Origin of the sequence: Stenotrophomonas panacihumi (assembly GCF_001431645.1) — a bacterium.
GTDB lineage: Bacteria > Pseudomonadota > Gammaproteobacteria > Xanthomonadales > Xanthomonadaceae > Stenotrophomonas_A > Stenotrophomonas_A panacihumi.
This window is the reverse complement of the sequence record NZ_LLXU01000050.1, coordinates 26,194-47,640: the sequence shown is the minus strand read 5'-3', so window position 1 is coordinate 47,640 and position 21,447 is coordinate 26,194. Positions and strand designations below refer to the sequence as shown.

The window sequence follows — 21,447 nt, the reverse complement described above, 5'->3', positions numbered from 1 at the left end:
CTGTCCCCGACAAGGGTGGAAGGCGGCGACAACAGTGGCCTGGTGCCGGATTTGAACCGGCTGGATCCATGTAGGCCGGCATTCGCCGCATCCCATGAAGCGTTGTACGTGTCCTCCCGCCCAGCCCGGCTGGCCCCATTGCCAGCCGGGCATTCCTTCTTCAGTTCGTCGCCAGGGCGATCGACTCGATGCGATCGACCCAGCCGTTCGCCTGGCCCGCATGCGCGGCGTAGTCCGCCAGCAGCTGGAACACCGCATCGCTGAAGCCGCCGATGTGCAGCACGTCCTCGAGTTCCACCAACTGGCTGGTCCGGGTCGGCTGCAGGTCGATGCAGACCAGGCGTGCATTCGGGCAACGTTGCTTGAGGACCTGCCACTGGCGCATCGTCTCGGTCCCACCCGCCCGATGCGTGTCGCGCCAGCTCTCGTTGTCCGATACCAGCACCAGCAGGTCGACGTGCGCGCGTTCGCGGTTGAGCATGGCCAGTGGCGCGCTCACGCTGGTCCCGCCACCGCACATCGCCGCCAGCCTGTTGGCCTGCGCCAGCACGCCTTCGTCCCCGGCCAACACGACGTCGCGGACCTCGGTGTCGAACGGCATGACCCGCGCGTCGTGGTTTCCGCGCTTGATGCACGCCGCCAGCAACGCCGCCACATCCACGCAGCGCACCTTGCTTGCCCCTCCGCTGCGCGTACCGGTGACCGGCGAGGACATGGAACCGGACACGTCAACCCCCACCACCACGCGGCCCGGGAGTACGGGCACCTGCGCCGTCGCCACCTCGAGCGCCTCGTCCAGCGCACGCGCAATCGGCGCCGGCAACTGTGCCGTGGCGTTGCGCGCGGCCATCAGCTGATAAGGGAAGACCCGGGCGCGCGCGATCTCCACCGGATCGCGCAGCCGCGCAGCCACCTCCTCAACCATCGCCTCGTCCTCGAAGACTCCCTGGCGCGCCAGCGTGTTCAAGCTCATGCGCAGCGTCTGCCAGGAAACCTGCCGGGCCAGCGCCTGCCAATGCGTCACCCCAAGCTGCATCGAGGTGAAGTACTGAAACGGCATCGGCGGGAGCACGCCTTCCGGCACGCGCTTGAATGCCTCATAGGCTCGCAACAGCGCCGGCAGGGCCTCTTCCCGATACGGCTTGCCAATGACCCAGGCATACAGCGCCTCACGCTCGGCATCCACCGGCTTCGGGTGCACCATGCGGATGACGTCCGCCAATGAAGGCTGGTTGCCGACCGCCGCCTGCACGATCTGGCCCACGGACGCCCGCTCCAGCCATTGGCACACGAGCCGCTTGGGCATGGACCCCAGCGACCGGCGGCCTACCCGTCCACTGCGCAGGATCTGCACGACATTGCGCAGCATGCGGCCGTTGCCGACCACGCGCGGGAAGGCCTGCGAGAACGCCAACGGATCGCGGCTGGCCAAGGTCGACAGCAGCAATGCCGGCATGTCCTTCATGTGGCCGTGCTGGCGGGCATGGATTGCGGTGCGGGCGACGAAGCTCGCATCCACCTGCGCGCACAGCGCCATGACCTGAGCGAACTGCTCCTCTTCATCGGCGTAATAGGTGCCGTTGAGGCAGCCGGTGCACGCATACAGCGCCAACGCAGCACGCGGATCACGCGTATGGGCCAGGCCGCCAGCCTCGTTCACCGTGTCGGCCACCGGTACCTGCCGACGGAACGGAGCAAAAAGCTGGAAGTTCGCCATGGGGTTTCTCCTTGGCGGGAACGGCCCGCCTGCCCTGTACAGAGCAGGTGCCGTGCCAACTTCGACACTCCACGTGTAACCGACTGATATGTAAGTACTTATGCCAAAACGACGGCGCTAGGCAGCTGGGCTTCGGCGAGCTATTCTTCTCTTGATTGATAGGAATTTATATTCATGGATAAGCCGCGTCGCCAGGTCGTGTTCGGATTGCTCGGTACCCAGCTCGACGCAGGCAAGGGGCCCGGTCGCTGGGAGAAATGGCGACCCACCGTCTCACTCGGCATGTATGAGGACTGGGCGGTCGACCGCCTGGAACTCCTGTCCGACGCGCGCCGGCACAAGGCGCTGGCGGAGCAGGTCGAGGAAGACCTGCGCCAGGTGTCGCCGGAAACAACGGTGCACCATCAGGACACCTACCTGGCCGACCCGTGGGATTTCGAAGGCGTCTACGCAACCCTGCACGACTTCGTCTCCGGCTATCGCTTCGTGCCGGAGGAAGAGGACTACTACCTGCATATCACCACCGGCACGCACGTCGCGCAGATCTGCTGGTTCCTGCTCGCGGAAAGCCGGCACTTCCCGGGGCGCCTGCTGCAGACGTCGCCGCCATTGCGCCAGCAGGCCGGGGCAGGTGGCAGCTACTCGATCATTGATCTGGACCTGTCGCGCTATGACCGGATTGCACAGCGCTTCGCCGAGCAGCAGTTGCAGGACCAGGCGCTGCTGAAGAGTGGCATCGCCACGCGTAACGCCGCGTTCAACCGCCTGATCGCGCAGGTGGAGACTGTCGCGACGCGCTCGCGCGCGCCGATCCTGCTGATGGGCCCGACCGGCGCCGGCAAGAGCCACCTCGCCAAGCGCGTATTCGAACTGAAAAAGCTCAAGCACCAGCTTCCGGGCCGCTTCGTCGAGGTGAACTGCGCGACACTTCGCGGCGATGGCGCCATGAGCACCCTGTTCGGGCATACGAAAGGGGCCTATACGGGCGCCGTCTCCGACCGCCCCGGCCTGTTGCGCTCGGCCCACCAGGGGCTGCTGTTCCTGGATGAGATCGGCGAGTTGGGACTGGACGAGCAAGCGATGCTGTTGCGCGCCCTGGAAGAGAAGCGCTTCCTGCCCGTCGGCAGCGACCGCGAAGTGGAAAGCGATTTCCAGCTCATCGCCGGCACGAATCGGGACCTTCAGCAGGCCGTGCAGGCGGGGCGTTTCCGCGACGACCTGCTCGCCCGCCTCAACCTGTGGACCTACCACCTGCCCGGACTGGCGCAACGGCGCGAGGACGTCGAGCCGAACGTGGACTTCGAACTGGAACGCTGGTCTCGGGAGCAGCACCAGCGCGTGATGTTCAACCGCGAGGCGCGGGACCGATACCTCGCGTTCGCCACCGGGCAGGAATCGCGGTGGAGCGGCAATTTCCGCGACCTGAGCGCATCGATCATGCGCATGGCCACCCTGGCGGAGGCTGGCCGCATCCAGACCGCCGGTGTGGATGAGGAAATCGCACGCCTTCGCCGACAATGGCATGAAGCCCCGGCCGGCACCGTGCTCGACACACTGCCGGGGCTGGACATCACCACGCTGGACCGCTTCGACCGGGTACAGCTGGAAGAAGTGGTGCGGGTATGCCAGCGCGCACGCTCGCTGTCCGACGCCGGTCGCGAACTGTTCGCCGTCTCCCGCACCCAGCGCGCCAGCACCAACGATGCGGACCGGCTGCGGAAATATCTCTCGCGATTCGGCCTGGACTGGGCACAGCTGCGCGCGTCGGCGGGGGAAAGCTGAAGCGGCTCAGGGCGCTATATCGATAAAGCAATTGATCGACAACCGCCCATGCAGCGGATCCGGCGGCGGCACCCGCGCATTGTCGATGCTGCCCGAATGCAGCGAATTGCGCCGGTAGACCACCATCCGGTTGAACACCCCCTCCACCTGCCCGACGCGTTCGAACAACGACGTGCCTTCGTCGATGTAACCGCCGGTGGGCGCATCCTGTCCCTGGCTTTCCTGTTCGAGGCGACGGAAGTACGCATCGCGCCGCGCCTCGTCGATGTACTCGTAACCGGTATGCCGGTGGCGATAGAACGCCGTGCCACCCCAGTCGCCATGGAACAGGTAATGCACCGTGGCCAGTCCATCGCCGCGCACCGAATCGATGTGCGGTACGCGCTGCAGGAAGGCGAGCTGGCCCGGCGGCGTGGTCACCAGCGAGTAGTGGCACATCGGGAAGACGAAGCGGCCGTTCGGCAGGCCGAAGTACTCGGTCAGGTACGGCCGTAGCGCGGTGTCCAGGAAGTGTTCGTAGCCCAGCGGCGCGCGTGCCCGGATGCCCGGGAACATCGCGCCCTGCGGCTGGAAGTCGTGGCGGGCGGCCTTGCGCACCAGCCGCTCGGGATCGGCCACGAGCTGGTCGATCACCAGCAACGGCGCGCCTTCCTCGCCGATGCGCGAGGCGCTGATGCGGACCTGCGGATGCAGGCTGACCAGCACGGCGGCCGCCTCAGGCCGTCGCCATCGGCCTGCGGGCGCCCCAGACCTCCGGCGGCGCCTTGCAGTAGCGGTCGATGAAGCCCTGTTGCGAGGGCATCTGCGCGACGGCGCGGTCGATGGGCTGGCGCACTGCGGTGAGCAGGCGCGAAAGGTCCGCATCGGACAACGCGCCCGCCAGCGGGTGCGGCGCGCCCGGCGTGATGCCTTGGCCGAGCAACACGTGCGTCCAGGAATCGACGCGGAACAATTCATCCGTGCCCTGCCAGGCATGGGCGCGCTCGCGCCACGCGCGCAGGCGGATCGCCAGCGATTCGGGCAGCTCCATTTCGCGCGCGGCCTTCCACATCGGTTCGTCGCGCTGCGTGGCGTGGTAGTGCAGGATGATGAAGTCGCGTACGTGCTCCATCTCCTTCTGGCTGACCTCGTTGTACAGCGCGCGCAAGGATTCCTCGCCGCCATTGGACGGGAACAGCTGCAGCAGGCGCACCACGGCCGAAATGGTCAGGTGGATGCTGGTGGATTCGAGTGGCTCGATGAAGCCGCTGGCCAGGCCCAGCGCGATGACATTGTGGTTCCAGGCCTTGAGCCGACGCCCGGAACGGAAAGGCACCAGCCACGGCTCCTTGATCGCCGGCGCGCCCACGTCGCGCAGCAGCTTGGCGCGCGCTTCGTCGTCGGACATGTGGCGGCTGGAGAACACCAGCCCGCAGCCCACGCGGTGCTGCAGGGCGATGTGCCAGCGCCAGCCAGCCTCGTGCGCGATGGCGCGCGTGTACGGCACCGGCGGGCCGACGGACTCGGTCTGCACGGCGACGGCGCGGTCGCTCGGCAGCCACTGGTTCCAGTCTTCGTAGCCGGTGTGTAGGGTCTGCTCGGTGAGCAGGCCGCGGAACCCGGTGCAATCGATGAACAGGTCGCCTTCGATGCGCTGGCCATCTTCCAGCGTCAACGCGGTCACGTCGCCACTGTGCGAATCCTGGTGTACCTGCTGGATCTTGCCTTCGATGCGCACCAGCCCCTGCTTCTCGGCGCGCGCGCGCAGGAAGCGCGCATACAGCCCGGCATCGAAGTGGTACGCGTAGTTGACCTGCGGCTGCGTGCCCAGCGCGAAGCGGTCATCGCGCGAGGCCACGGTTTCCAGGCAGTAGTCGCCCAGCTCAGACTTCATGCCGCGGCGCAGGCTGTCCAGCCAGTAATGGTGGAAGTGGCACACCAGCGTGTTCTGGCCGGTCATGCCGAATGGGTGGATGTAGCGCTCGCCATGGCGGCGCCAGTTCTCGAAGGAGATCGAGAGCTTGAACGTGCCGGCCACCGCGCGCAGGAATTCCTGCTCGTCGATGTTGAGGAAGTGGTGGAACGCGCGGATCGGCGGCACGGTGGATTCGCCCACGCCAACCGTGCCGATCAGCTCGGACTCCACCAGCGTGATCTCCAGCTGGTCGCCGAACTGGTGCGACAGCGCGCAGCCGGCCAGCCAGCCCGCGGTGCCGCCCCCGGCGATCACCACCTTGCGAATGCGCCTGCTGTTGTCCACGCGATTCCCCTCTTGCCTTGTGATGGGCCGACGCGATGCGTCAGCGGTTGAGCCGGGCGATGAGCATGGCGCGCAGCTGCCGCGCCATGTCTTCGTCGATCGGCGCCAGCGCCTGCCGCGCCTGCGGCGGCAGGTGTGCGCCGGCCTGCGTGGCATCGCCGAACACGTAGTAATCGAACATCGCGCGCCACGCCTGCTTCTCGGCTTCCGGGCGATCGCGAAGGGACCACATCGCGTGGTACATCGCCGGCATCGGCGCCGGAATCCACGCGGGCATGCTGCCCCACCAGTAGTTGACCAGCACGTTGAGCGGCTCCAGCCCCTGCACGTGGTGCCACCACATGCTGGGGATGAACAGCGCATCGCCCGGCTCCAGCACCGTGGTCATGCCGTGTTCGAGCGCCTGCGCGAAACGCGGGAAGCGCGCGAGATCCGGCGCGGCCAGGTCCACCATGCTGACCGCCTGCCCGCCCGGGGTGAGCTCCAGCGGACCCGGATACAGATTGGCCACCTGCCCGGGCGGAAACAGCGTGAAGCGACGACGGCCCACCGCGCAGCAGGCGATGTTGTTCGGCACGTCGTGGTGGCAGCTGGCGATGACGCGGTTGCCGATCCAGATGCTCGGCCGCACCTGCAGGCCGTGCGCGGCGAAATCCAGGTCGTTGCCCGCGCGCAGGCCCGGCAGGCTTTCATCGACCAGCAGCGAGGCGAGGTAGTACGTCGGCGGCCGCGGGTCACCCAGGTGCGCGGCGACCTCGTCGAGCACCTGCGAGACGCTGCCACGCCGCACCTCGAAGTTCAGCGCGGTGCAGTCTTCGTTGTAATACGGTCGGCCGCCGATCTCCGGCGGCCCGTACGAATAAGGCACCTGCCGGCCGTTGTCGAAGCCGCGCAGGTAGGCCATCGCCTCGGCGACGCCTTCGTGCGCGGCCTCGACCAACCCCCATCCACGCCCTATGCCCCGCAGGACGACCGGCTCGCCGGCGGCGAGCAGCTCGTCTAGCGGCAGCTGCCCCGGGGTGCAACCGAAGCGCTCGCGGATGGGCGGCAGGCCTTGCATGTCATCAGGCGGACTGGGCAGCCGCCTCGGCCTGGCGCAGGCGATGCTGCTTCTCGCCCATCAGCCGGCGCATGTTGTGCTGCGAGGACAGCAGCAGGAAGGCGCCTTCCAGGTAGCCGGACTGGTTGAGCTTGTGCAGGGCTTCGCCGTCCAGCGCCGCCAGGCGTTCGCGCTCCACGCCGTACAGGCCGGTGAGGTTGACGCCGTTCTTCTCGTCCAGCTGCACATTGATGTTCAGCGGCTGGATCACCCCGGCCTGGTCGAGCGCGGCGAACAGCTGCTTGCCACCTTCGTGGCCGTCGCGGATGCCGCGCAGCACGGTGATGATGTGCTCCAGGTACGGGCTGTTGCCGCCCTGCGGCAGGAACACCGGCTCGCCTTCGGTGAAGCTGACGCGCGGATGGTCCAGGTCGACATGGATCACCGGCACGGTGGTGCGCTGGCCGTCCACGTCCTGCTCCTGGAAGCCGATGGCGAACGGGCCCTTGGCCACGATGCCCGGCAGGTAGGTGGCGTTCCAGCGGTCGCCTTCGAGGAACAGGTTCTCCTGCCCGTCGAAGCCCAGCAGCGCCACCGAGGTGTATTCACCCGTGGCCTCGTCCTTGCGCAGGAACAGCGGGTATTCGCGCTGCATCTCCGCGTACTCGGTCGGGAAGGCCGGCACCAGGCCGACGTTGTCGCCGAATTCGCTGCCAAAGCGCAGCGTCACGCGCAGGTCCTTGTGCGCGACATTGTTCAAGATTTCGTATCGAGCCATTTCTGATCCAACAGCAGGTAGTCGGGATCCGGTGCCGGGGCCCTTCCCCTGCGTGCCGGCCCGGCGAACATTGCAGAAATCCCCCGGGGCGGCAAGGCGCCCGTGGCGGTCTCCCTGACGACAGGGGACCGCCACCGTGGTGGCGATCCCCTGAATGGCAGGCGCCCGTCGCCGGGCGCCGCCGCGACCATCAGAAGTTGTAGCGCACGCCGATGGTGTAGCGCGGGCTCTGGTCGACCAGCTTGATGACCTGCTTGTCCGAGCGGCCGTGCCAACGCACGTCCTCGCCGGTCAGGTTGATCGCCTCGAAGCCGATGGACCAGTTGGTGTTGAACTGGTAGCCCACGCTCAGGTCGAACTGGTCATACGCCTCGACGTAGTACGGGTTGCGGTTGGAACCGTCCATGTTCGCGGCGATCAGGTACTCGTCGCGCCAGTTCCATGCCAGGCGGGCCGACCAACCGTACTTTTCGTACATCAGCATCACGTTGGCGGTGTCGCTGAGGCCGAGCAGCGCGAACTGGTCGCGGTCGATCACGTTGTTGTCGAAGCCGACGTCGCCCTGGACGATGGTGTAGTTGGCGAACACGCCGAAGCCGGTCTGGCCGAAGAAGTACTGGCCACCCAGTTCCCAGCCGTGGATCTTGGCCTTGTTCTGGTTGATCGGCTTGTTGACGTCGAACTCGTACAGCGGATCGTCCGCCTCGCCCACCAGGTCGTACGCGGTTTCCAGCGCCAGGCTCTGCGCCGAGCTGCCGTTGTAGGCAGCCAGGCCACCGGTGGCGGCGTTGCGCAGCATGGTGGTGGCGGCGAACAGCGAGGTGTCGTTGGCCGAGCACGCCGCCGGGTCGTTGCCGGACGCGGTCACCTGCGCGATGCACTGCTGGCTCTGCAGGAACGCCAGCGCCGCCTGTGCATCCGGGCCGGAGGTGGGGTCGCGCAGGCCGTACATCGTCTCGCGCGAGACCGTGTTGCCGATGAAGTTGTTGACCTGCTTGTTCCAGAACGTCACCGAGACGTAGCTGGCGTCGGCGAAGTACCACTCCAGGGCCAGGTCGAGGTTGTCCGATTCCAGCGGATCCAGCGCGGGGTTCTGCGCGTTGCCGGCGGCGCGGGTCGACGGGTTGATCAGGATCGAACCGGTCGGCGTGCCCGGGGTCGGGCCGGCGATCAGGTTGTTGTACGGCGCGCGGGCGATGGTCTGGCCGAACGACGCACGACCCTTCAACTGGTCGGTGAAGCTGATGTCGAAGTCCAGGTTCGGCAACACGTAGCTGTAGCTGTGCTTCTCGGCGAACGGCTGCATGTCGGTGGAGCGCGCGAGCTGGAAGTCGTTGTTGGACTGCCAGACCAGCGCGGTCGGGGTGGCAACCTGCGAAACCGAGGTCAGGTCGGTCTTCTCGTAGCGCACGCCGATGCGGGTGTTGGTCGGCATGCCGCCCAGTTCGCCCTGCAGTTCCAGCTGCATGTACGCGGCGTTGGTCTTTTCCTCGATCGTGTTGTCCGAGCTGAGGTTCTGGTTGCGGCCGGTGCTCACGCCATAGACGTCGGCGGCCCACTGGGCGAGCTGGTCGGCATTGCCGCGCCATGCGCCGGTCGGCGCGCCGGCGGCGCTGTAGTCGTCGAACAAGCCGGTGATGCTGACCGGACGGATCAGGTCCATCAGGCCCGGCGCGGTGCCGGCATCGGTCACGCCCCAGTCGCCGAGCGCAGCGTAGGTGTCGCTGGTCTGGCGCTGCATCGTGGTCTTGGACGAATCGACGCCGAACTGGAAGCGGCCGTTGTCGAAGTCCCAGGTGCCGTCGACGCGGCCTTCCTTAATTTCGGTGACCTGCTTCTGGTAGTAGATGCGCAGGACCTGGGTGCCGATGTTGTTGGCCTGGAAGTCCGGGTTGAGCACGCCGTTGGTGCCGGCGTAGGAGTCGGCGGCGGTCGGGTACCAGGTACGCGCACCGATCGGCAGGCCGGTGTTGAAGTACAGCTCCTGGCCCCACTGGCCGCCGCAGCTCGGGCCGCTGGCGCAGTTGTTGGTGCCGGCGAGGCTGAAGTAGGTGGCGCTGCCACCGGTCAGCGGGTCGTTCGGCAACGACTGCGTCTTCGAATCGTGGCCATCGAAGGTCAGGCGGAAGTTGTCGCTCGCCTGCCAGTCGGCATTGAAGCCGATCGACCCGAGCTTGTACTTCTGCATGTTGCGCTGCTGCTCCATGCCGAAGTCCTTCGAACCGGTCGGCACGTCGCGCAGGTAGATCGGGGTCGCCACCGTCTGGCCGGTGTCGAAGGTGATGTCGGTGATGGAGTTGGCGCGTTGCAGCCAGATACCCTGCTCGCCGCGGTTCTCCTCGATCTCGTTGACCGAGTAGGTGTAATCCAGGCTCAGGGTCAGCGAATCGGTCGGGGCGAACTGCAGCACCGCCTGGCCGTTGGTGCGCTCGCGCTGGAAGTCGGCGAAGGCATAGCGCAGGTCGTTCGGCATGCCGTACAGCTGGCCGATCTCAGGCGCGTTGGTCACCACCGCGTCCGAGCGCAGCCCCGGGTCGGTGCCGGTCCAGCGCTGGATGTTCCAGGTGTTCTCGGTGGCCTGCACCGATCCACCGTGGCGCTTCTGGTAGCTGGCGCTCAGGCCGATGCCCCAGACCTTGTCGGCGCTGGTGTAGCTGAAGATGCCCGACATTTCCGGCGTGATGCTGTTGCCGAACGGCTGCGAGTCGTCCGACATCGCCTTGGCGCCGGCGCTGGCCACGATGCCTTCGTGGTTGAACGGCTTGTCGGTCAGGATGTCGATGGTGGCGCCGATGCCGCCGCTGGGCGAGGTGGCCCGGCTGGTCTTGAACACCTGGATGCCGGTGATCGCTTCGGAGGCGAGCTGCGCGAAGTTGAAGGCGCGCGTACCCACGTCCACGCCGCCGATCGGCACCTGGCCCGGCGCGCCGAACGCGTCGGCGCCCGGGATCTGGCGACCGTTGAGCGTGACGACGTTGAACTGCGGGCCGAAGCCGCGCGCGGTCACCTGCGCGCCTTCACCATCGCGGCGCTCGATCGAGATGCCGGTGATGCGCTGCAGCGACTCGGCCAGGTTGGTGTCCGGGAACTTGCCGATGTCCTCGGCGCTGATCGCGTCGACCACGCCCGCCGAATCGCGGCGGATGTTCATCGACTGGTTGAGGCTGTTGCGGATGCCGGTGACGGTCACCGTATCGAGCGTCTTGGCCTCGTCGCTCTGCGTGGCGGTCTGCGCCTGCGGTGCCTGCGTGGCGGTCTGCGCGTCCTGGGCGAACGCCGGGTTCACCACCAGCACGCCGCCGACGAAGGTGAACATCGCGCGGGATTTCAAAGACTTCAAAGACTTCAACTTGCGACTCATCAGTGTGTCCTCAAGTCAGAATTCGAACGGCCTGCGACCACGGTTCCGGCATACGACACGCATGTCGCCGCGACCGTCTGCAAATGGAAAAAGCACCCTCTCATGTAGCCCCCTACGATCCTTTAGGTTGTCGCCCCCCCCAGGGCAGAACGCGGGCCGTGGCCCACGGCGATGAATCCGGAAACCCGTTCGGGTATCCGCTTACTGCTTACAGCGAAGCCGGTTCCTCAGTGATTCCCCGGCTTTCGAATACCGGTGAAACGGTGGTGCGCACGACGTTATTGCGGTTCCTGGAACCACCCGACCGGGCGGTTAATTGGTAGCGCTATCACTGAACGGCCGTTAAGAAACCATGCATGACAGCGCTTGTCACCGTGCGCTGCAACAAAATTTTTATGTTTGCCGATGACACATCGGAAGCATGGGCATGTAAGCGTTCCCAGCGACTTTTGGTTACGCGGGATACCACCGGTCCATCAGGGTGCTATTGCGCGGAGCGGCTTGCCGGGGACCGCATGCGCGCCTGCAGCCGGAGGGCATCTCGCGTCGCGAATCCGTGCGCGGTGTTGTCGAAGATGACCCAGGAAACGCGATGAGCGCCGGCCGCAGCGCGCGCCTGTTCGGCCAACGATTCGATCGCGGCAGGTCCGTAGGGGCTGTAGTAGATGCGTGGCGCGCCATGCCATCGGAAGTAGGACGTCGAGGGATCGCCGCCCGGCTCACCCGCCGATGGAACGCGCGCCGGATCAGCCGCGGCGCGGGAGATCCGGTACCGCGCCAACAGCGTGTCGGCGGACGGTGTGAACCACGAGGCGTGACGCGGCTCACAAGCCACAGGCACTTCGGCGCGCCGCCGCAGCATGCCGAAGAAGGTCGCGGCCACGCGTGCGTCGAAGGCCTGGCCAGGGGGCAACTGCAGCAACAGGCAACCCAGGCGATCCCCCAGGCCGGCCACCTGCCCCAGGAACCGGTCCAGGGCCGGCCCCGCACCCCGCAGCGCGCGCTCGTGCGAGATTTCCTGCGGAAGCTTGACCGAAAACCGGAAGCCCGTCGGCACGCTTTCCGCCCAGCGAGCGTAAGTGGCGGTTTGATGCGGCCGGTAGAAGGAAGAGTTGATCTCCACCGCATCGAAGCGCGTCGCGTACCGCGCTAGCACCGAGCCGCCTTCGCCGAACTCCCCGGCATACGCCCGCGGAATGGCCCAGGCCGCGGTGCCGATCCTGATGCGCGCGCGTTCGTTGCCCATGCCGGCTCCCGGTGACATGACGCCATCGTGCGCAACCGGCGTGATGGGACGGCGAAGCCTCGGGTGTCCCGGCGGGATGGGGCGGCGAGGGCTTGCAGGCGCGCCATGCGACCGGCATCGGCGTATGGAAGGTTGTCGCTACGGGCTCCTGGAACGTGTCGCCCTTCCGTGCGATGTGTTCGCTTTTCGGTTGCACGTGGGCCATCGGCCCTCTATTTGTTGCACTCAAGTCCGGCAACAGGTGTATCGAGGCGATGCGTGAGCGTTCTACGGCGCGGTCTTAGGCGGGCTGGCTGGCTGGGCCATTGCCTACCAACGGGCGAATTAGCGCGAGATATGCGTATTCGTGACCCGCGAGGCAGAAGGTCGGGACGGGGAAGATGGCAGGATATCGCCCTCCCCGCCGGCGTCCCGCCATCACCCCACGCGCTGGGCAGCCCGCACGGCCGTCGCAACCGGAAGACTGCTGAGCCGCCATCAGGACATCAAGCGTCAAGGCTCCCTGGGGTACGACACCATCAACACCAATGGCGCATCACCTGCCTGCTGGATCGCATGCGTGCTCCCCGCCCGTGTCAGCAAGGCATCGCCGGGGCCAACGTCGTATTGCTTGCCATCCAGCGCATAGAGGCCTCGCCCGCTGATGACGTAATAGATCTCGTCCTTGTGGTGCTGGTGCAGGCCGATGCCCGCGCCCGCTTGCAGCACGCGCTTGCGCAGCACGAAAGACAGCGCCGGTTCGTCGGCGAAGAACGAGTAAGCGGTGGTACGGCCCGGCCCGCCATGCGGGCCGGGTTGGTCGCGCGCGATATCCGCCTCGTGGACGATGCGCGAGGGATAGGCCTGCGCGGCGCGATCCGCCGCCGCGGTGGCGGGTGCACCACAATCGATATCGCGCTTGAGTTGCGGCTTGAGGCTGGGCTCCAGGTCCACCCAGTCACGCACGACCAGGCACGCCACGGCGGTCGCGCCCGCGGTACTGAAGTGGGTGCCGTCCGCCTTTCCCTGCGCGGGGACGAAAAGGAAATACGGCTTGGCGGCCTGTTCGCCCAGCGCGCGGATCCAGTCGCTGCTGCTGGCATTGAGGTCGATCAGCGCCACCTGGCGCTGCGCTGCGAGCTGCTTCACGGACTGGGTATACAAGCCGTGCGTATCGAGCAGCGAGCCGAAGTCGTAGATCAGCCTGGCCACCGGCGTAATCAGGATCGGCGTGGCGCCATGCGTCTGCGCGACATCCACATAGCGGGACAGGTACTGCGGGTACGCCAGCGCGGGATCGTCGTAGCGGGTGGCGTCTTCGCGCTTGGCGTCGTTATGGCCGAACTGGATGAGCAGCACGTCGCCGCGACGCAGCTCGCGGTCGATGGCCTCCAGCCGGCCCTCCTCGATGAAGCTGCGGGCGCTGCGGCCCCCCTTCGCATGGTTGCGCACTTCCCATTGCGCCGGGTCGAACCAGCCCTGCAGCATCTGCCCCCAGCCGGCCTGCGGCGCGCGCTCGGGCCCGTACTCGGCGGCGGTGGAGTCGCCTGCGATGAAGATGCGCCTGGGCGTATCGGCCGCGGAGGCCGTCAGGCAGGCGCCCAGCAGCAGCGCGAGCAGCAGCGTGCGGCCAGCAAGTCGTGCGCTCATCCCGTGCCTCCGTATGCCGCTATGCAGGAACCGCTACCGCGGCACGGCGGGAGAGAAGCGCCGGCAACGGCAGCGGCGGGAAAGACGGCGGGCGCGCATCCATGCGATGCGCGCCCGGGGCGGATCAGCGTGCCAGCCAGCCGCCGTCGACCGGCAACACGGCGCCGTTGACGTAGTCCGAAGCGCTGGAGGCCAGGAACACCGCCGCGCCGCCCAGGTCGGCCGGCGAACCCCAGCGGCCCGCCGGGATGCGGTCGAGGATCGCCTTGCTGCGGTCTTCGTCGGCGCGCAGCTGCGCGGTGTTGTCGGTGGACATGTAGCCCGGCGCGATCGCGTTGACGTTGATGTTGCGGCTGGCCCATTCGTTGGCGAGCAGGCGGGTGATGCCGGCGATGCCGCTCTTGCTGGCCGTGTACGACGGCACGCGGATGCCGCCCTGGAACGACAGCATCGAGGCGATGTTGATGATCTTGCCGCCGCCGTTGGCGATGAAGTGGCGGCCCACGGCCTGGCTCATGAAGAACGCGGACTTGATGTTGACGTTCATCACGTCATCCCAGTCCTTCTCGCTGAACTCCACCGCGTCCGCGCGACGGATCAGGCCGGCGTTGTTGACCAGGATGTCGATGCGGCCCAGGCCGGCGATCGCTTCATCGACGACGCGCTGGATCGGCTCGACGGTGATCAGGTTCGCCTCGATGTTGAGGAAGCGGCGGCCCAGGGCCTTCACCTTCTCCTCGGTATCGGTGGCATGGACGATGCCGGCGCCGGCGATATCCGCGCCCGCGGCGGCCAGCGCCAGGGCGATGCCCTGGCCCAGGCCGGTGTTGGCGCCGGTGACCAGCGCGACCTTGCCTTCCAGACTGAACGGGTTGTGGCTCATTGCGTGCTCCCCTCGTAAGCGTGTGCGGTTACTTGAGCTGGCAGATGTCCAGCACGTGCATGTCGGTGTAATCCAGGTTCTCGCCGCCCATCGCCCAGATGAAGGCGTAGTTGGAGGTACCGGCGCCCATGTGGATCGACCACGGCGGCGACACCACGGCCTCGCCGTTCTGGATGACGATGTGGCGCTGCGCTTCCGGCTCGCCCATGAAGTGGTAGACGCGGTCCTTCTCGCCGAGGTCGAAGTAGAAATAGACCTCGCTGCGGCGGTCGTGCAGGTGCGGCGGCATGGTGTTCCAGACGCTGCCCGGCTTGAGGATGGTCAGGCCCAGCAAGAGCTGCGATGACGGGCAGGTCGCCGGCACGATGTACTGGTAGATCGTGCGCTCGTTGCTGGTTTCCAGCGCGCCACGCTCCAGCGGCACGGCGTCCTTGATGGAGATGTGCTTGGTCTCGAAGCGCGCATGCGCCGGGGTCGAGGCCAGGTAGAACTTCGCCGGGGTGGCGGCGTCGTTCGAGGCGAAGGTCACCTCGGCGCTGCCCATCGGCACGTACAGGCCGTCCTTGGGCGCCAGCGTGTAGGCGGTGCCGTCCACCGTCACGGTGCCGGTGCCGGCGCCGACGTTGATCACGCCCAGCTCGCGGCGTTCCAGGAACGGATGGCCCGCGGCGGACGCCGGCTCGGTCTGCTTGGGCAGCGACACCGCCTGCTTCACCGGCGCGGCGCCGCCGATCACGAAGCGCTCGTAGTGCGTGTACTTCAGGACGACCGCTTCGTCGGCGAACAGGCCGTCCAGCAGGTAGAGGTCGCGCAGTTCGTCATTGCTGACGCCCTGGATCGCCTGCGGGTGGGTGGCGTAAACGGTCTTGGCGTACATGGCGTCTCCGGTGGCGGCGAGGCGTCATGGCCTCGCGTCGAGTGGGTGCGGAGGCATTCTAGCCATCCTGACCACCGGTGTCATTCCGCAGTGCAAGATGACCGCCGGAGCGTGGATAGCCATGCGGCATCGCCTAAAGGAGGCCGAAGTCGCACGGAGCCAGCCCGTGCCCTGGGTTCCGTCGATTACCTGGCTCAATGCGGTGGGCCATGTCCGCCCACCTGTGACTCACGCAGCCACTGGAGACCCCGCTGAGCCTGCGGCCTCAATCTTCCGGCGGCTGGCAGGAGTCGCGCACGATCAGGTGCGGCCGCACGCTGGCGGTCGGCAGCGTGGGCTGGTTCTCCGGCTGGATCAGCATCGCCGCGGCGGTGCGGCCGGTGTCGCGGGTATGCCGGCGCACCGAGGTCAGCGAGGGCCACAGGCGCGAGGCCAGCGAGCTGTCGTCATAGCCGATGACCGACAGCTGGCGCGGGATGTTGATGCCCGCGCGCAGGGCCACCTTGTAGATGCCGGCCGCCATTTCGTCGTTGCCGGTGAAGATCGCGGTCGGCCGCTTTTTGGACAGCAGCAGCTTCTCGGCCGCCGCCACGCCCGATTCGAACGTGTAGCCCGCTTCCACCACCCGCTCCGGCGGCAGCTCGATGCCGCGTCGACGCAGTGCGCCGAGGAATCCGCTGGTGCGCTCGATGGACGAACGATAGTTGCTCGGGCCGGTGACCAGCGCGATGTCGCGGTGGCCCAGCGAAAGCAGGTAGTCGGCTGCTTCGGCCGCGCCTTCCGCATCGTGGGTGATGACGGTTTGCGAAGTCTCGTCCAGCGCCACGGAGGCGATGCGCGTGTAGCGGCAGCCGATCTCGGCCAGCATGTCGGCCAATGCCTGGTCTTCCGAAGCACGCGGCACCAGGATCACGCCGTGCAGCTTCTGCTGCTGCACGAAGCGGCGCACGCCTTCGATGTAGCCGGGGCTGCGCGTATCGCAGGGATGCACCACCAGCTCGTAGCTGGAACCGCGCAGCGCATCCAGCGCGCCGTACTGCATGTCCACGATGTACTGCGCGGTGGGGTTGTCGTAGACCATGCCGATCAGGAACGAACGGCGGAAGGCCAGGCCGCGTGCGAGCGGGTCGGGCGCATAGCCCACCTCGCGCATCAGCGCCTCGACCTTCTCGCGCGTGTCCTGCCGCACCAGTGGCGAGTTGTTGATGATGCGCGAGACGGTCTTCTTGGACACCCCGGAGAGCCGGGCGATATCGTTGATGGTCGCCACCTTGCCCTTGGGCAGGCCGACGACGGCTTCTTCGGCTTTCTTGCGCGGCATGACGGCGGATCGTAGGAAGTGGGGGGATTCTAGCGGGTTGCCCCGGCACTGGCCGGTACCGGGCGGTTCCGCGCCCTGGGCCGGACCCAGCCCAAGACCCGGGCCCGCGTGGAAAGTTCCATCGCCCCGGCCCGGCTCAGTCCAGCGCCCGGTAGCGGAAGTCCACGAAACGCACCTGGCCGTCGCCGGCGGCGTACAGCGCCGGCTTGAGCGCGAGGAACTTGCCGGCCACGTTGTGGTGGTAGCCGGAGACCTCCATCTGCACCGGGTACTTGGTCCAGGCCTGGCCATCGCGGCTGGTGTGGATCGTCACGATGTGGCGGTCGTTGCGCACGCGGATCCACAGCTCGCCCCCGGGGCCGGCGGCGAGCTGCTTGGGGCGCTCCTCGCCATAGCGGTGCAGGATGAAGTCCTTGCCGTTGCTGCCCACGCCGGCATACAGGCGGTCGCTGTAGAACAGCAAGGCCCCGCCGATCGCGCCGGGGTCGATGTGCATGTGCACTTCGAACTCGTAGGCCGGGTCGGTAGCGATGGCGGTCAGCGGCGAGCTGTCGCGCGGCGCCTGGCCCTTGCCGCGCACGGCCAGGCCGTCCTTTCCGAAGGTCAGGCGCCGGTACTCGTCCGGCGCGGGATCGTAGAAGGACCACTGCGGTCCCAGCCGCTGTCCGTCGAAACCATCCGACAACGGCAGGCCATGCGGCAGCGCCTGCCCGCTCGGCTTGCGCAGCGGCTGGCCGAGGTCGCCGCCCTTGGCGACGAACCAGCCGTCGGCCGTCCATTCGATCGGCTCCAGCAGCGCCTGCCGGCCGAGCGTCCAGAAGCCGTTCTCGTAGCCGTGGTAGAGCATCCACCAGCGACCATCCGTGCCTTCCACCAGCGTGGCGTGGCCGCGTGACCACCACGGCTCGCTGGCCGACTTCGTCCGCGTGATCGGGTTGTTCGGCGCGTTCTCCCAGGGCCCATGGATCGAGCGCGAGCGCGCGGTGATGACCATGTGCCCGGTCGGCGGGCCGGCGGTGCCGCCGACCGCGGTGGTCATGTAGTACCAGCCGCCATGCCGGGTGATCTTCGGCCCTTCCTGCGCATAGGCCTCCACGTCCCAGCTTTCGGGATACTTCCAGCCGTCATAGACGTGCTTCGGCGTGCCCACCACCTTCAAGCCGTCGTCGGACAGCTGCACGTAGTCGCCACCACTGAGGAACAGGTAGCGCTTGCCGTCCTCGCCCACCGCATGGCCGGGGTCGATGTACTTGCCCAGGCCCAGGTCGATCGGTTCGCTCCACGGCCCTCGGATGTCATCGGCCCACACGACGAAGTTGCTGCGCGTGCCGGTCTCTCCGCGCCGGGCGGGGAAATAGATGTAGTAGCGCCCCTTGTGCTTGACCAGGTCCGGCGCCCAGATCGCGCCGACATTGGTGGTGATGGCATGGCCGAGCGGCTGCCAGTTCACCAGGTCGCGCGAATGCCACACCGGCAGGCCGGGGTAGGCATCGAAGGAAGAAAGGGTGAGGTAGTAGTCCTCGCCATCCTTCAGCACGGAAGGGTCGGGATGGTCGCCAGCCAGCACGGGGTTGAGGTACGTGCCGTCGCCCAGGTCGGCGATGCGCTGGTGTTCGATGCCGCGCTGCCAACCCGCCGCCTGCGCGGAGCCGCACAGCAGCGCCGCGATCCAGAGCCATGCAAAACCCTTGTGCATCCGACTGCCCTCCCGTGTGGCGACACCGCGCCTGGAAACCCTCACCCCGCCCGCAGCATCGCCGGCAACCACAGCGACAGCTGCGGGAAGAACGCCACGGTCAACAACACGCCCAGCGCCGCCAGCCAGAACGGCCAGATCGTGCGCATGCTGTCGGTGATGCTGATCTTGCCGATGGCCGTACCGATGAACAGCACCGAGCCCACTGGCGGCGTCACCAGGCCGATGCCGCCGGCCAGCACCATCACCAGCGCGAAGTGGATCGGGTCCACGCCATAGGCCTTCACCACCGGCAGGAAGATCGGCGTGCAGATCAGGATCTTCGGCGCCAGGTCCATGAACATGCCCAGCACCAGCAGGATCACCACGATCATCAGCAGCACCATGCGCTGGCTGTGGGCGAAGGACTGCAGGAAGTTGACCGCGGCGGTCGGCACCTGCAGGTAGGCCAGCAGCCAGCCGAACACGGCGGCGGTGGCGATCACGAACAGGATCACGCCGGTGGTGCGCGCGGCATGGGTGACGGCGGCGAAGAACTCGCCCCACTTCAGCTGCCGGTACAGCAGCGCGGTCACCAGCAAGGCATACACCACGGCGATCGCCGCGCTCTCCACCGCGGTGAAGATGCCCGCGCGGATGCCCACGAAGATCAGCAGCACCAAACCCAGGCCCGGCAATGCGCCGACCAGCCGCAGCAGCACCGCGCGCCAGCCCGGGAACGGCTCGGTGCCGTAGCCGCGATGGCGCGCCACCAGGTAGCCGGTGACCATCATCGCCACGGTCATCAGCAGCGCGGGCACGATGCCGGCGGCGAACAGGTCGGCAATCGAGATGCCGCCACCGGCCGCCGCCGAGAACAGGATCAGGTTGTGCGAAGGCGGCACCAGCAGCGCGACCAGCGCGGCGGTGATGCTGACGTTCACCGCGTAGTCGCGGTCGTAACCGCGCTGCACCATCTGCGGGATCATCGTGCCGCCGACCGCCGAGACGTCGGCAATCGCAGAACCCGACACGCCGCCGAAGAACAGCGAGGACAGCACGCTCACCTGGCCCAGGCCGCCGCGCAGGCGCCCCACCAGCGAAGCGGCCAGCGCGATCAGACGCTCGGAGATGCCACCGCGCAGCATCAGTTCACCGGCAAAGATGAACAACGGAATGGCGATCAACGACGCCGAGCCCGAGCCGGCGGAGATCTGCTGCACCAGCACCACGCTGGGCAGGTCGAGATACAGCAGCGTGGCCAGCGCCGCCACGGCCAATGCATAGGCGACGGGCACGCCGATGGCCATCAGCAGCACGAACAGGCCCAACAGGATCGCGATACCCATGGCTCAGGACTCCCCTTCGATCGACAGCGGATGCACCGCGCGCCACACCCGGTACAGCGCGAACACCGCCATCAGCGCGCCGCCGACGGCCAGCGGCAGGTAGTTGATGCTCTGCGGCATGCGCGCGCCGGCCATCTTGATGTCCAGGCCATCGAGCAGCAGCACGCTGCTCCACCCCGCCAGCACCGCGCCGATCGCCGCCATCACCAATGCACGCAACGCTTCCAGCGCGCGCCGCCCGGCCGGCGGGAAGCGCTCGGCGAGCAGGAAGAATCCGAAGTGGCGGTTGGTGTGCACGCCCGCGGCCGCGCCCAGGCTCATCGCCGTGCTCAGCAGCAGCAGGGTGACCGGCTCGGTCCAGCTCGGCGAATCGTTGAGCACGTAGCGGGTGAACACCTGCCAGCCCTGCACGACCACCAGCCCGAGCAATGCGCCGGCGGCGGTCCAGATGGCCAGGTCGGCCAGGCGGTCCAGCGCACGCTGTACCGGCGGAAGACTGCGGGAATAGGAAGAATCGGTCATCGCCTGCCTCACGCCAGTGCGCGGATGCGTTTGACCAGCGCCTCGATCTCCGGGCGCCGGTGGTATTCGGCCAGCAGCGGGGCGGCCGCCTGGCGGAACGCCGGCATGTCCACGTCGTTGAACTGGATGCCATGCTTGGCCACGTCCTGGCGCGCGGCGGCTTCGGAGGTGTCCCACAGCTCGCGCATCACCGGTACCGATGCGCGGGCGAGCCGCACCAGGCGTTCGCGGTCGGCCGGCGCCAGCGCCTCGAAACTCGCGCGCGACATGACCAGGATGTCCGGCGCGTAGGAATGTTCGCTCTGCGACCAGTAGCGCGCGGCCTCGAAATGGCGGCTCGACTGGAAGCTGCGCATGTTGTTCTCCGCGCCGTCGATCATGTGCGTCTCCATCGCCGAGAACGTTTCGCCCAGCGACATCGGCGTCGGGTTGGCCCCGAGCAGGCGCATCAGCTGGATGAAGATGTCCGAGTTGGCGACGCGCAGCTTCAGGCCGTGCAGGTCGGCCGGCGAGACGATCGGATGCTTGGTGTTGTAGAAGCAGCGCGCGCCCGAATCGTAGATCGCCAGGCCGACGAGCCCGCGGGCCTCGAAGCCGCGCAGTACCGCTTCGCCCACGTCGCCATCCAGCGCGCGGCGCAGGTGCGCCACCGAATCGAACGTATACGGCAGGCACAGCGCCTGGGTCAGCGGGAAGGCGTTGTTGAGCGCGCCCGAATAGACCCGGGTGATGTCGATGGCGCCGAAGCGCGCCATGTCGATCGCCTCGGCCTCGCGGCCCAGTTGCCCGGAGTGGTACAGGCGCAGCTTCAGGCGGCCCTGCGTTTCCTTCTCGAGCTGCTGGCCGATCCAGCGCACCGCTTCCACCGTCGGGTAATCCGAGACGTGGACGTCGGTGGCGGTGAGCAGCTGCCCGCCCGGCACCTGGGTGATGGCCCGCGCCGCGCCCAAGGGCGCGGCGAACGCGGCGCCCAGGCCGGCGCCGATGAAACCTCTACGTGTGATCATCCGCGCCCTCCCGCGCTCAGTT

The 21,447-nt window shown here is 67.4% G+C and carries 16 protein-coding genes; 1 reads left to right on the top strand and 15 read right to left on the bottom strand.

The genetic code is table 11. The annotated features are described in order from the left end of the window. Positions 1 to 160: 160 nt before the first annotated feature. Positions 161 to 1,717, bottom strand: a complete 1,557-nt coding sequence (locus ARC20_RS02695; protein WP_057643928.1) for an RNA-binding protein — start codon at positions 1,715 to 1,717, stop codon at positions 161 to 163. Positions 1,718 to 1,891: 174 nt separating this feature from the next. Here ARC20_RS02695 and rtcR point away from each other — a divergent pair, with 174 nt between their 5' ends. Next, entirely contained in the window at positions 1,892 to 3,499 is a 1,608-nt protein-coding gene (gene rtcR / locus ARC20_RS02690; RefSeq protein WP_057643925.1) for an RNA repair transcriptional activator RtcR, read from the top strand. Between the two features lie 6 nt (positions 3,500 to 3,505). Here the strand turns inward: rtcR and ARC20_RS02685 are convergent, their stop codons facing one another. The 14 genes from ARC20_RS02685 to ARC20_RS02620 all read right to left on the bottom strand — a co-directional run bounded on the left by ARC20_RS02685 (position 3,506) and on the right by ARC20_RS02620 (position 21,425). Continuing rightward, positions 3,506 to 4,204, bottom strand: a complete 699-nt coding sequence (locus ARC20_RS02685; protein ID WP_057643920.1) for a DUF6445 family protein — start codon at positions 4,202 to 4,204, stop codon at positions 3,506 to 3,508. A 10-nt stretch (positions 4,205 to 4,214) separates the two neighbouring features. Then, positions 4,215 to 5,738 (bottom strand): tryptophan halogenase family protein, encoded by a 1,524-nt coding sequence (locus ARC20_RS02680; RefSeq protein WP_057643918.1) that lies wholly within the window; start codon positions 5,736 to 5,738, stop codon positions 4,215 to 4,217. A 40-nt stretch (positions 5,739 to 5,778) separates the two neighbouring features. Next, positions 5,779 to 6,798 carry a cupin-like domain-containing protein gene (locus tag ARC20_RS02675; protein WP_057643914.1) on the bottom strand — a complete coding sequence of 340 codons (1,020 nt, stop codon included), beginning with the start codon at positions 6,796 to 6,798 and terminating at the stop codon, positions 5,779 to 5,781. Between the two features lie 4 nt (positions 6,799 to 6,802). Further along, positions 6,803 to 7,555 (bottom strand): SapC family protein, encoded by a 753-nt coding sequence (locus ARC20_RS02670; RefSeq protein WP_057643911.1) that lies wholly within the window; start codon positions 7,553 to 7,555, stop codon positions 6,803 to 6,805. Positions 7,556 to 7,745: 190 nt separating this feature from the next. Further along, on the bottom strand, positions 7,746 to 10,916 hold the full coding sequence (locus tag ARC20_RS02665) for a TonB-dependent receptor (protein ID WP_057643907.1): 3,171 nt from the start codon (positions 10,914 to 10,916) through the stop codon (positions 7,746 to 7,748). Positions 10,917 to 11,400: 484 nt separating this feature from the next. Continuing rightward, positions 11,401 to 12,162 carry a DUF72 domain-containing protein gene (locus ARC20_RS02660; RefSeq protein ID WP_057643904.1) on the bottom strand — a complete coding sequence of 254 codons (762 nt, stop codon included), beginning with the start codon at positions 12,160 to 12,162 and terminating at the stop codon, positions 11,401 to 11,403. A 492-nt stretch (positions 12,163 to 12,654) separates the two neighbouring features. Next, the gene (locus ARC20_RS02655; RefSeq protein WP_057643902.1) at positions 12,655 to 13,791 is read right to left on the bottom strand and encodes a cupin domain-containing protein; all 1,137 of its coding nucleotides are present in this window, start codon (positions 13,789 to 13,791) and stop codon (positions 12,655 to 12,657) included. Between the two features lie 124 nt (positions 13,792 to 13,915). Then, complete coding sequence (gene kduD, locus ARC20_RS02650; RefSeq protein WP_057643900.1) at positions 13,916 to 14,674, bottom strand: 2-dehydro-3-deoxy-D-gluconate 5-dehydrogenase KduD; 759 nt, start codon at positions 14,672 to 14,674, stop codon at positions 13,916 to 13,918. Between the two features lie 28 nt (positions 14,675 to 14,702). After that, positions 14,703 to 15,551: a 5-dehydro-4-deoxy-D-glucuronate isomerase gene (gene kduI, locus ARC20_RS02645; RefSeq protein ID WP_057643897.1), complete on the bottom strand. Its 849-nt coding sequence runs from the start codon at positions 15,549 to 15,551 to the stop codon at positions 14,703 to 14,705. A 265-nt stretch (positions 15,552 to 15,816) separates the two neighbouring features. Beyond that, positions 15,817 to 16,872, bottom strand: coding sequence for a LacI family DNA-binding transcriptional regulator (locus tag ARC20_RS02640; RefSeq protein ID WP_057643894.1), 1,056 nt, complete (start codon positions 16,870 to 16,872; stop codon positions 15,817 to 15,819). 136 nt (positions 16,873 to 17,008) lie between these two features. Continuing rightward, positions 17,009 to 18,568 (bottom strand): family 43 glycosylhydrolase, encoded by a 1,560-nt coding sequence (locus ARC20_RS02635; protein WP_057643892.1) that lies wholly within the window; start codon positions 18,566 to 18,568, stop codon positions 17,009 to 17,011. 41 nt (positions 18,569 to 18,609) lie between these two features. Continuing rightward, positions 18,610 to 19,896 carry a TRAP transporter large permease gene (locus tag ARC20_RS02630; protein WP_057643889.1) on the bottom strand — a complete coding sequence of 429 codons (1,287 nt, stop codon included), beginning with the start codon at positions 19,894 to 19,896 and terminating at the stop codon, positions 18,610 to 18,612. 3 nt (positions 19,897 to 19,899) lie between these two features. Continuing rightward, positions 19,900 to 20,418 (bottom strand): TRAP transporter small permease, encoded by a 519-nt coding sequence (locus ARC20_RS02625; protein ID WP_057643886.1) that lies wholly within the window; start codon positions 20,416 to 20,418, stop codon positions 19,900 to 19,902. Positions 20,419 to 20,426: 8 nt separating this feature from the next. Then, positions 20,427 to 21,425 (bottom strand): TRAP transporter substrate-binding protein, encoded by a 999-nt coding sequence (locus tag ARC20_RS02620; protein ID WP_057643881.1) that lies wholly within the window; start codon positions 21,423 to 21,425, stop codon positions 20,427 to 20,429. Positions 21,426 to 21,447: the final 22 nt, after the last annotated feature.

Bases quoted from the DNA above. Each gene is read 5' to 3' on its own strand.
- rtcR (WP_057643925.1), top strand. From the start codon at position 1,892: ATGGATAAGCCGCGTCGCCAGGTCGTGTTCGGATTGCTCGGTACCCAG.
- ARC20_RS02670 (WP_057643911.1), bottom strand. From the start codon at position 7,555: ATGGCTCGATACGAAATCTTGAACAATGTCGCGCACAAGGACCTGCGC.
- ARC20_RS02625 (WP_057643886.1), bottom strand. From the start codon at position 20,418: ATGACCGATTCTTCCTATTCCCGCAGTCTTCCGCCGGTACAGCGTGCG.
- ARC20_RS02660 (WP_057643904.1), bottom strand. From the start codon at position 12,162: ATGGGCAACGAACGCGCGCGCATCAGGATCGGCACCGCGGCCTGGGCC.
- ARC20_RS02655 (WP_057643902.1), bottom strand. From the start codon at position 13,791: ATGAGCGCACGACTTGCTGGCCGCACGCTGCTGCTCGCGCTGCTGCTG.
- ARC20_RS02640 (WP_057643894.1), bottom strand. From the start codon at position 16,872: ATGCCGCGCAAGAAAGCCGAAGAAGCCGTCGTCGGCCTGCCCAAGGGC.
- ARC20_RS02675 (WP_057643914.1), bottom strand. From the start codon at position 6,798: ATGCAAGGCCTGCCGCCCATCCGCGAGCGCTTCGGTTGCACCCCGGGG.
- ARC20_RS02620 (WP_057643881.1), bottom strand. From the start codon at position 21,425: ATGATCACACGTAGAGGTTTCATCGGCGCCGGCCTGGGCGCCGCGTTC.
- ARC20_RS02695 (WP_057643928.1), bottom strand. From the start codon at position 1,717: ATGGCGAACTTCCAGCTTTTTGCTCCGTTCCGTCGGCAGGTACCGGTG.
- ARC20_RS02630 (WP_057643889.1), bottom strand. From the start codon at position 19,896: ATGGGTATCGCGATCCTGTTGGGCCTGTTCGTGCTGCTGATGGCCATC.
- ARC20_RS02635 (WP_057643892.1), bottom strand. From the start codon at position 18,568: ATGCACAAGGGTTTTGCATGGCTCTGGATCGCGGCGCTGCTGTGCGGC.
- kduD (WP_057643900.1), bottom strand. From the start codon at position 14,674: ATGAGCCACAACCCGTTCAGTCTGGAAGGCAAGGTCGCGCTGGTCACC.
- kduI (WP_057643897.1), bottom strand. From the start codon at position 15,551: ATGTACGCCAAGACCGTTTACGCCACCCACCCGCAGGCGATCCAGGGC.
- ARC20_RS02665 (WP_057643907.1), bottom strand. From the start codon at position 10,916: ATGAGTCGCAAGTTGAAGTCTTTGAAGTCTTTGAAATCCCGCGCGATG.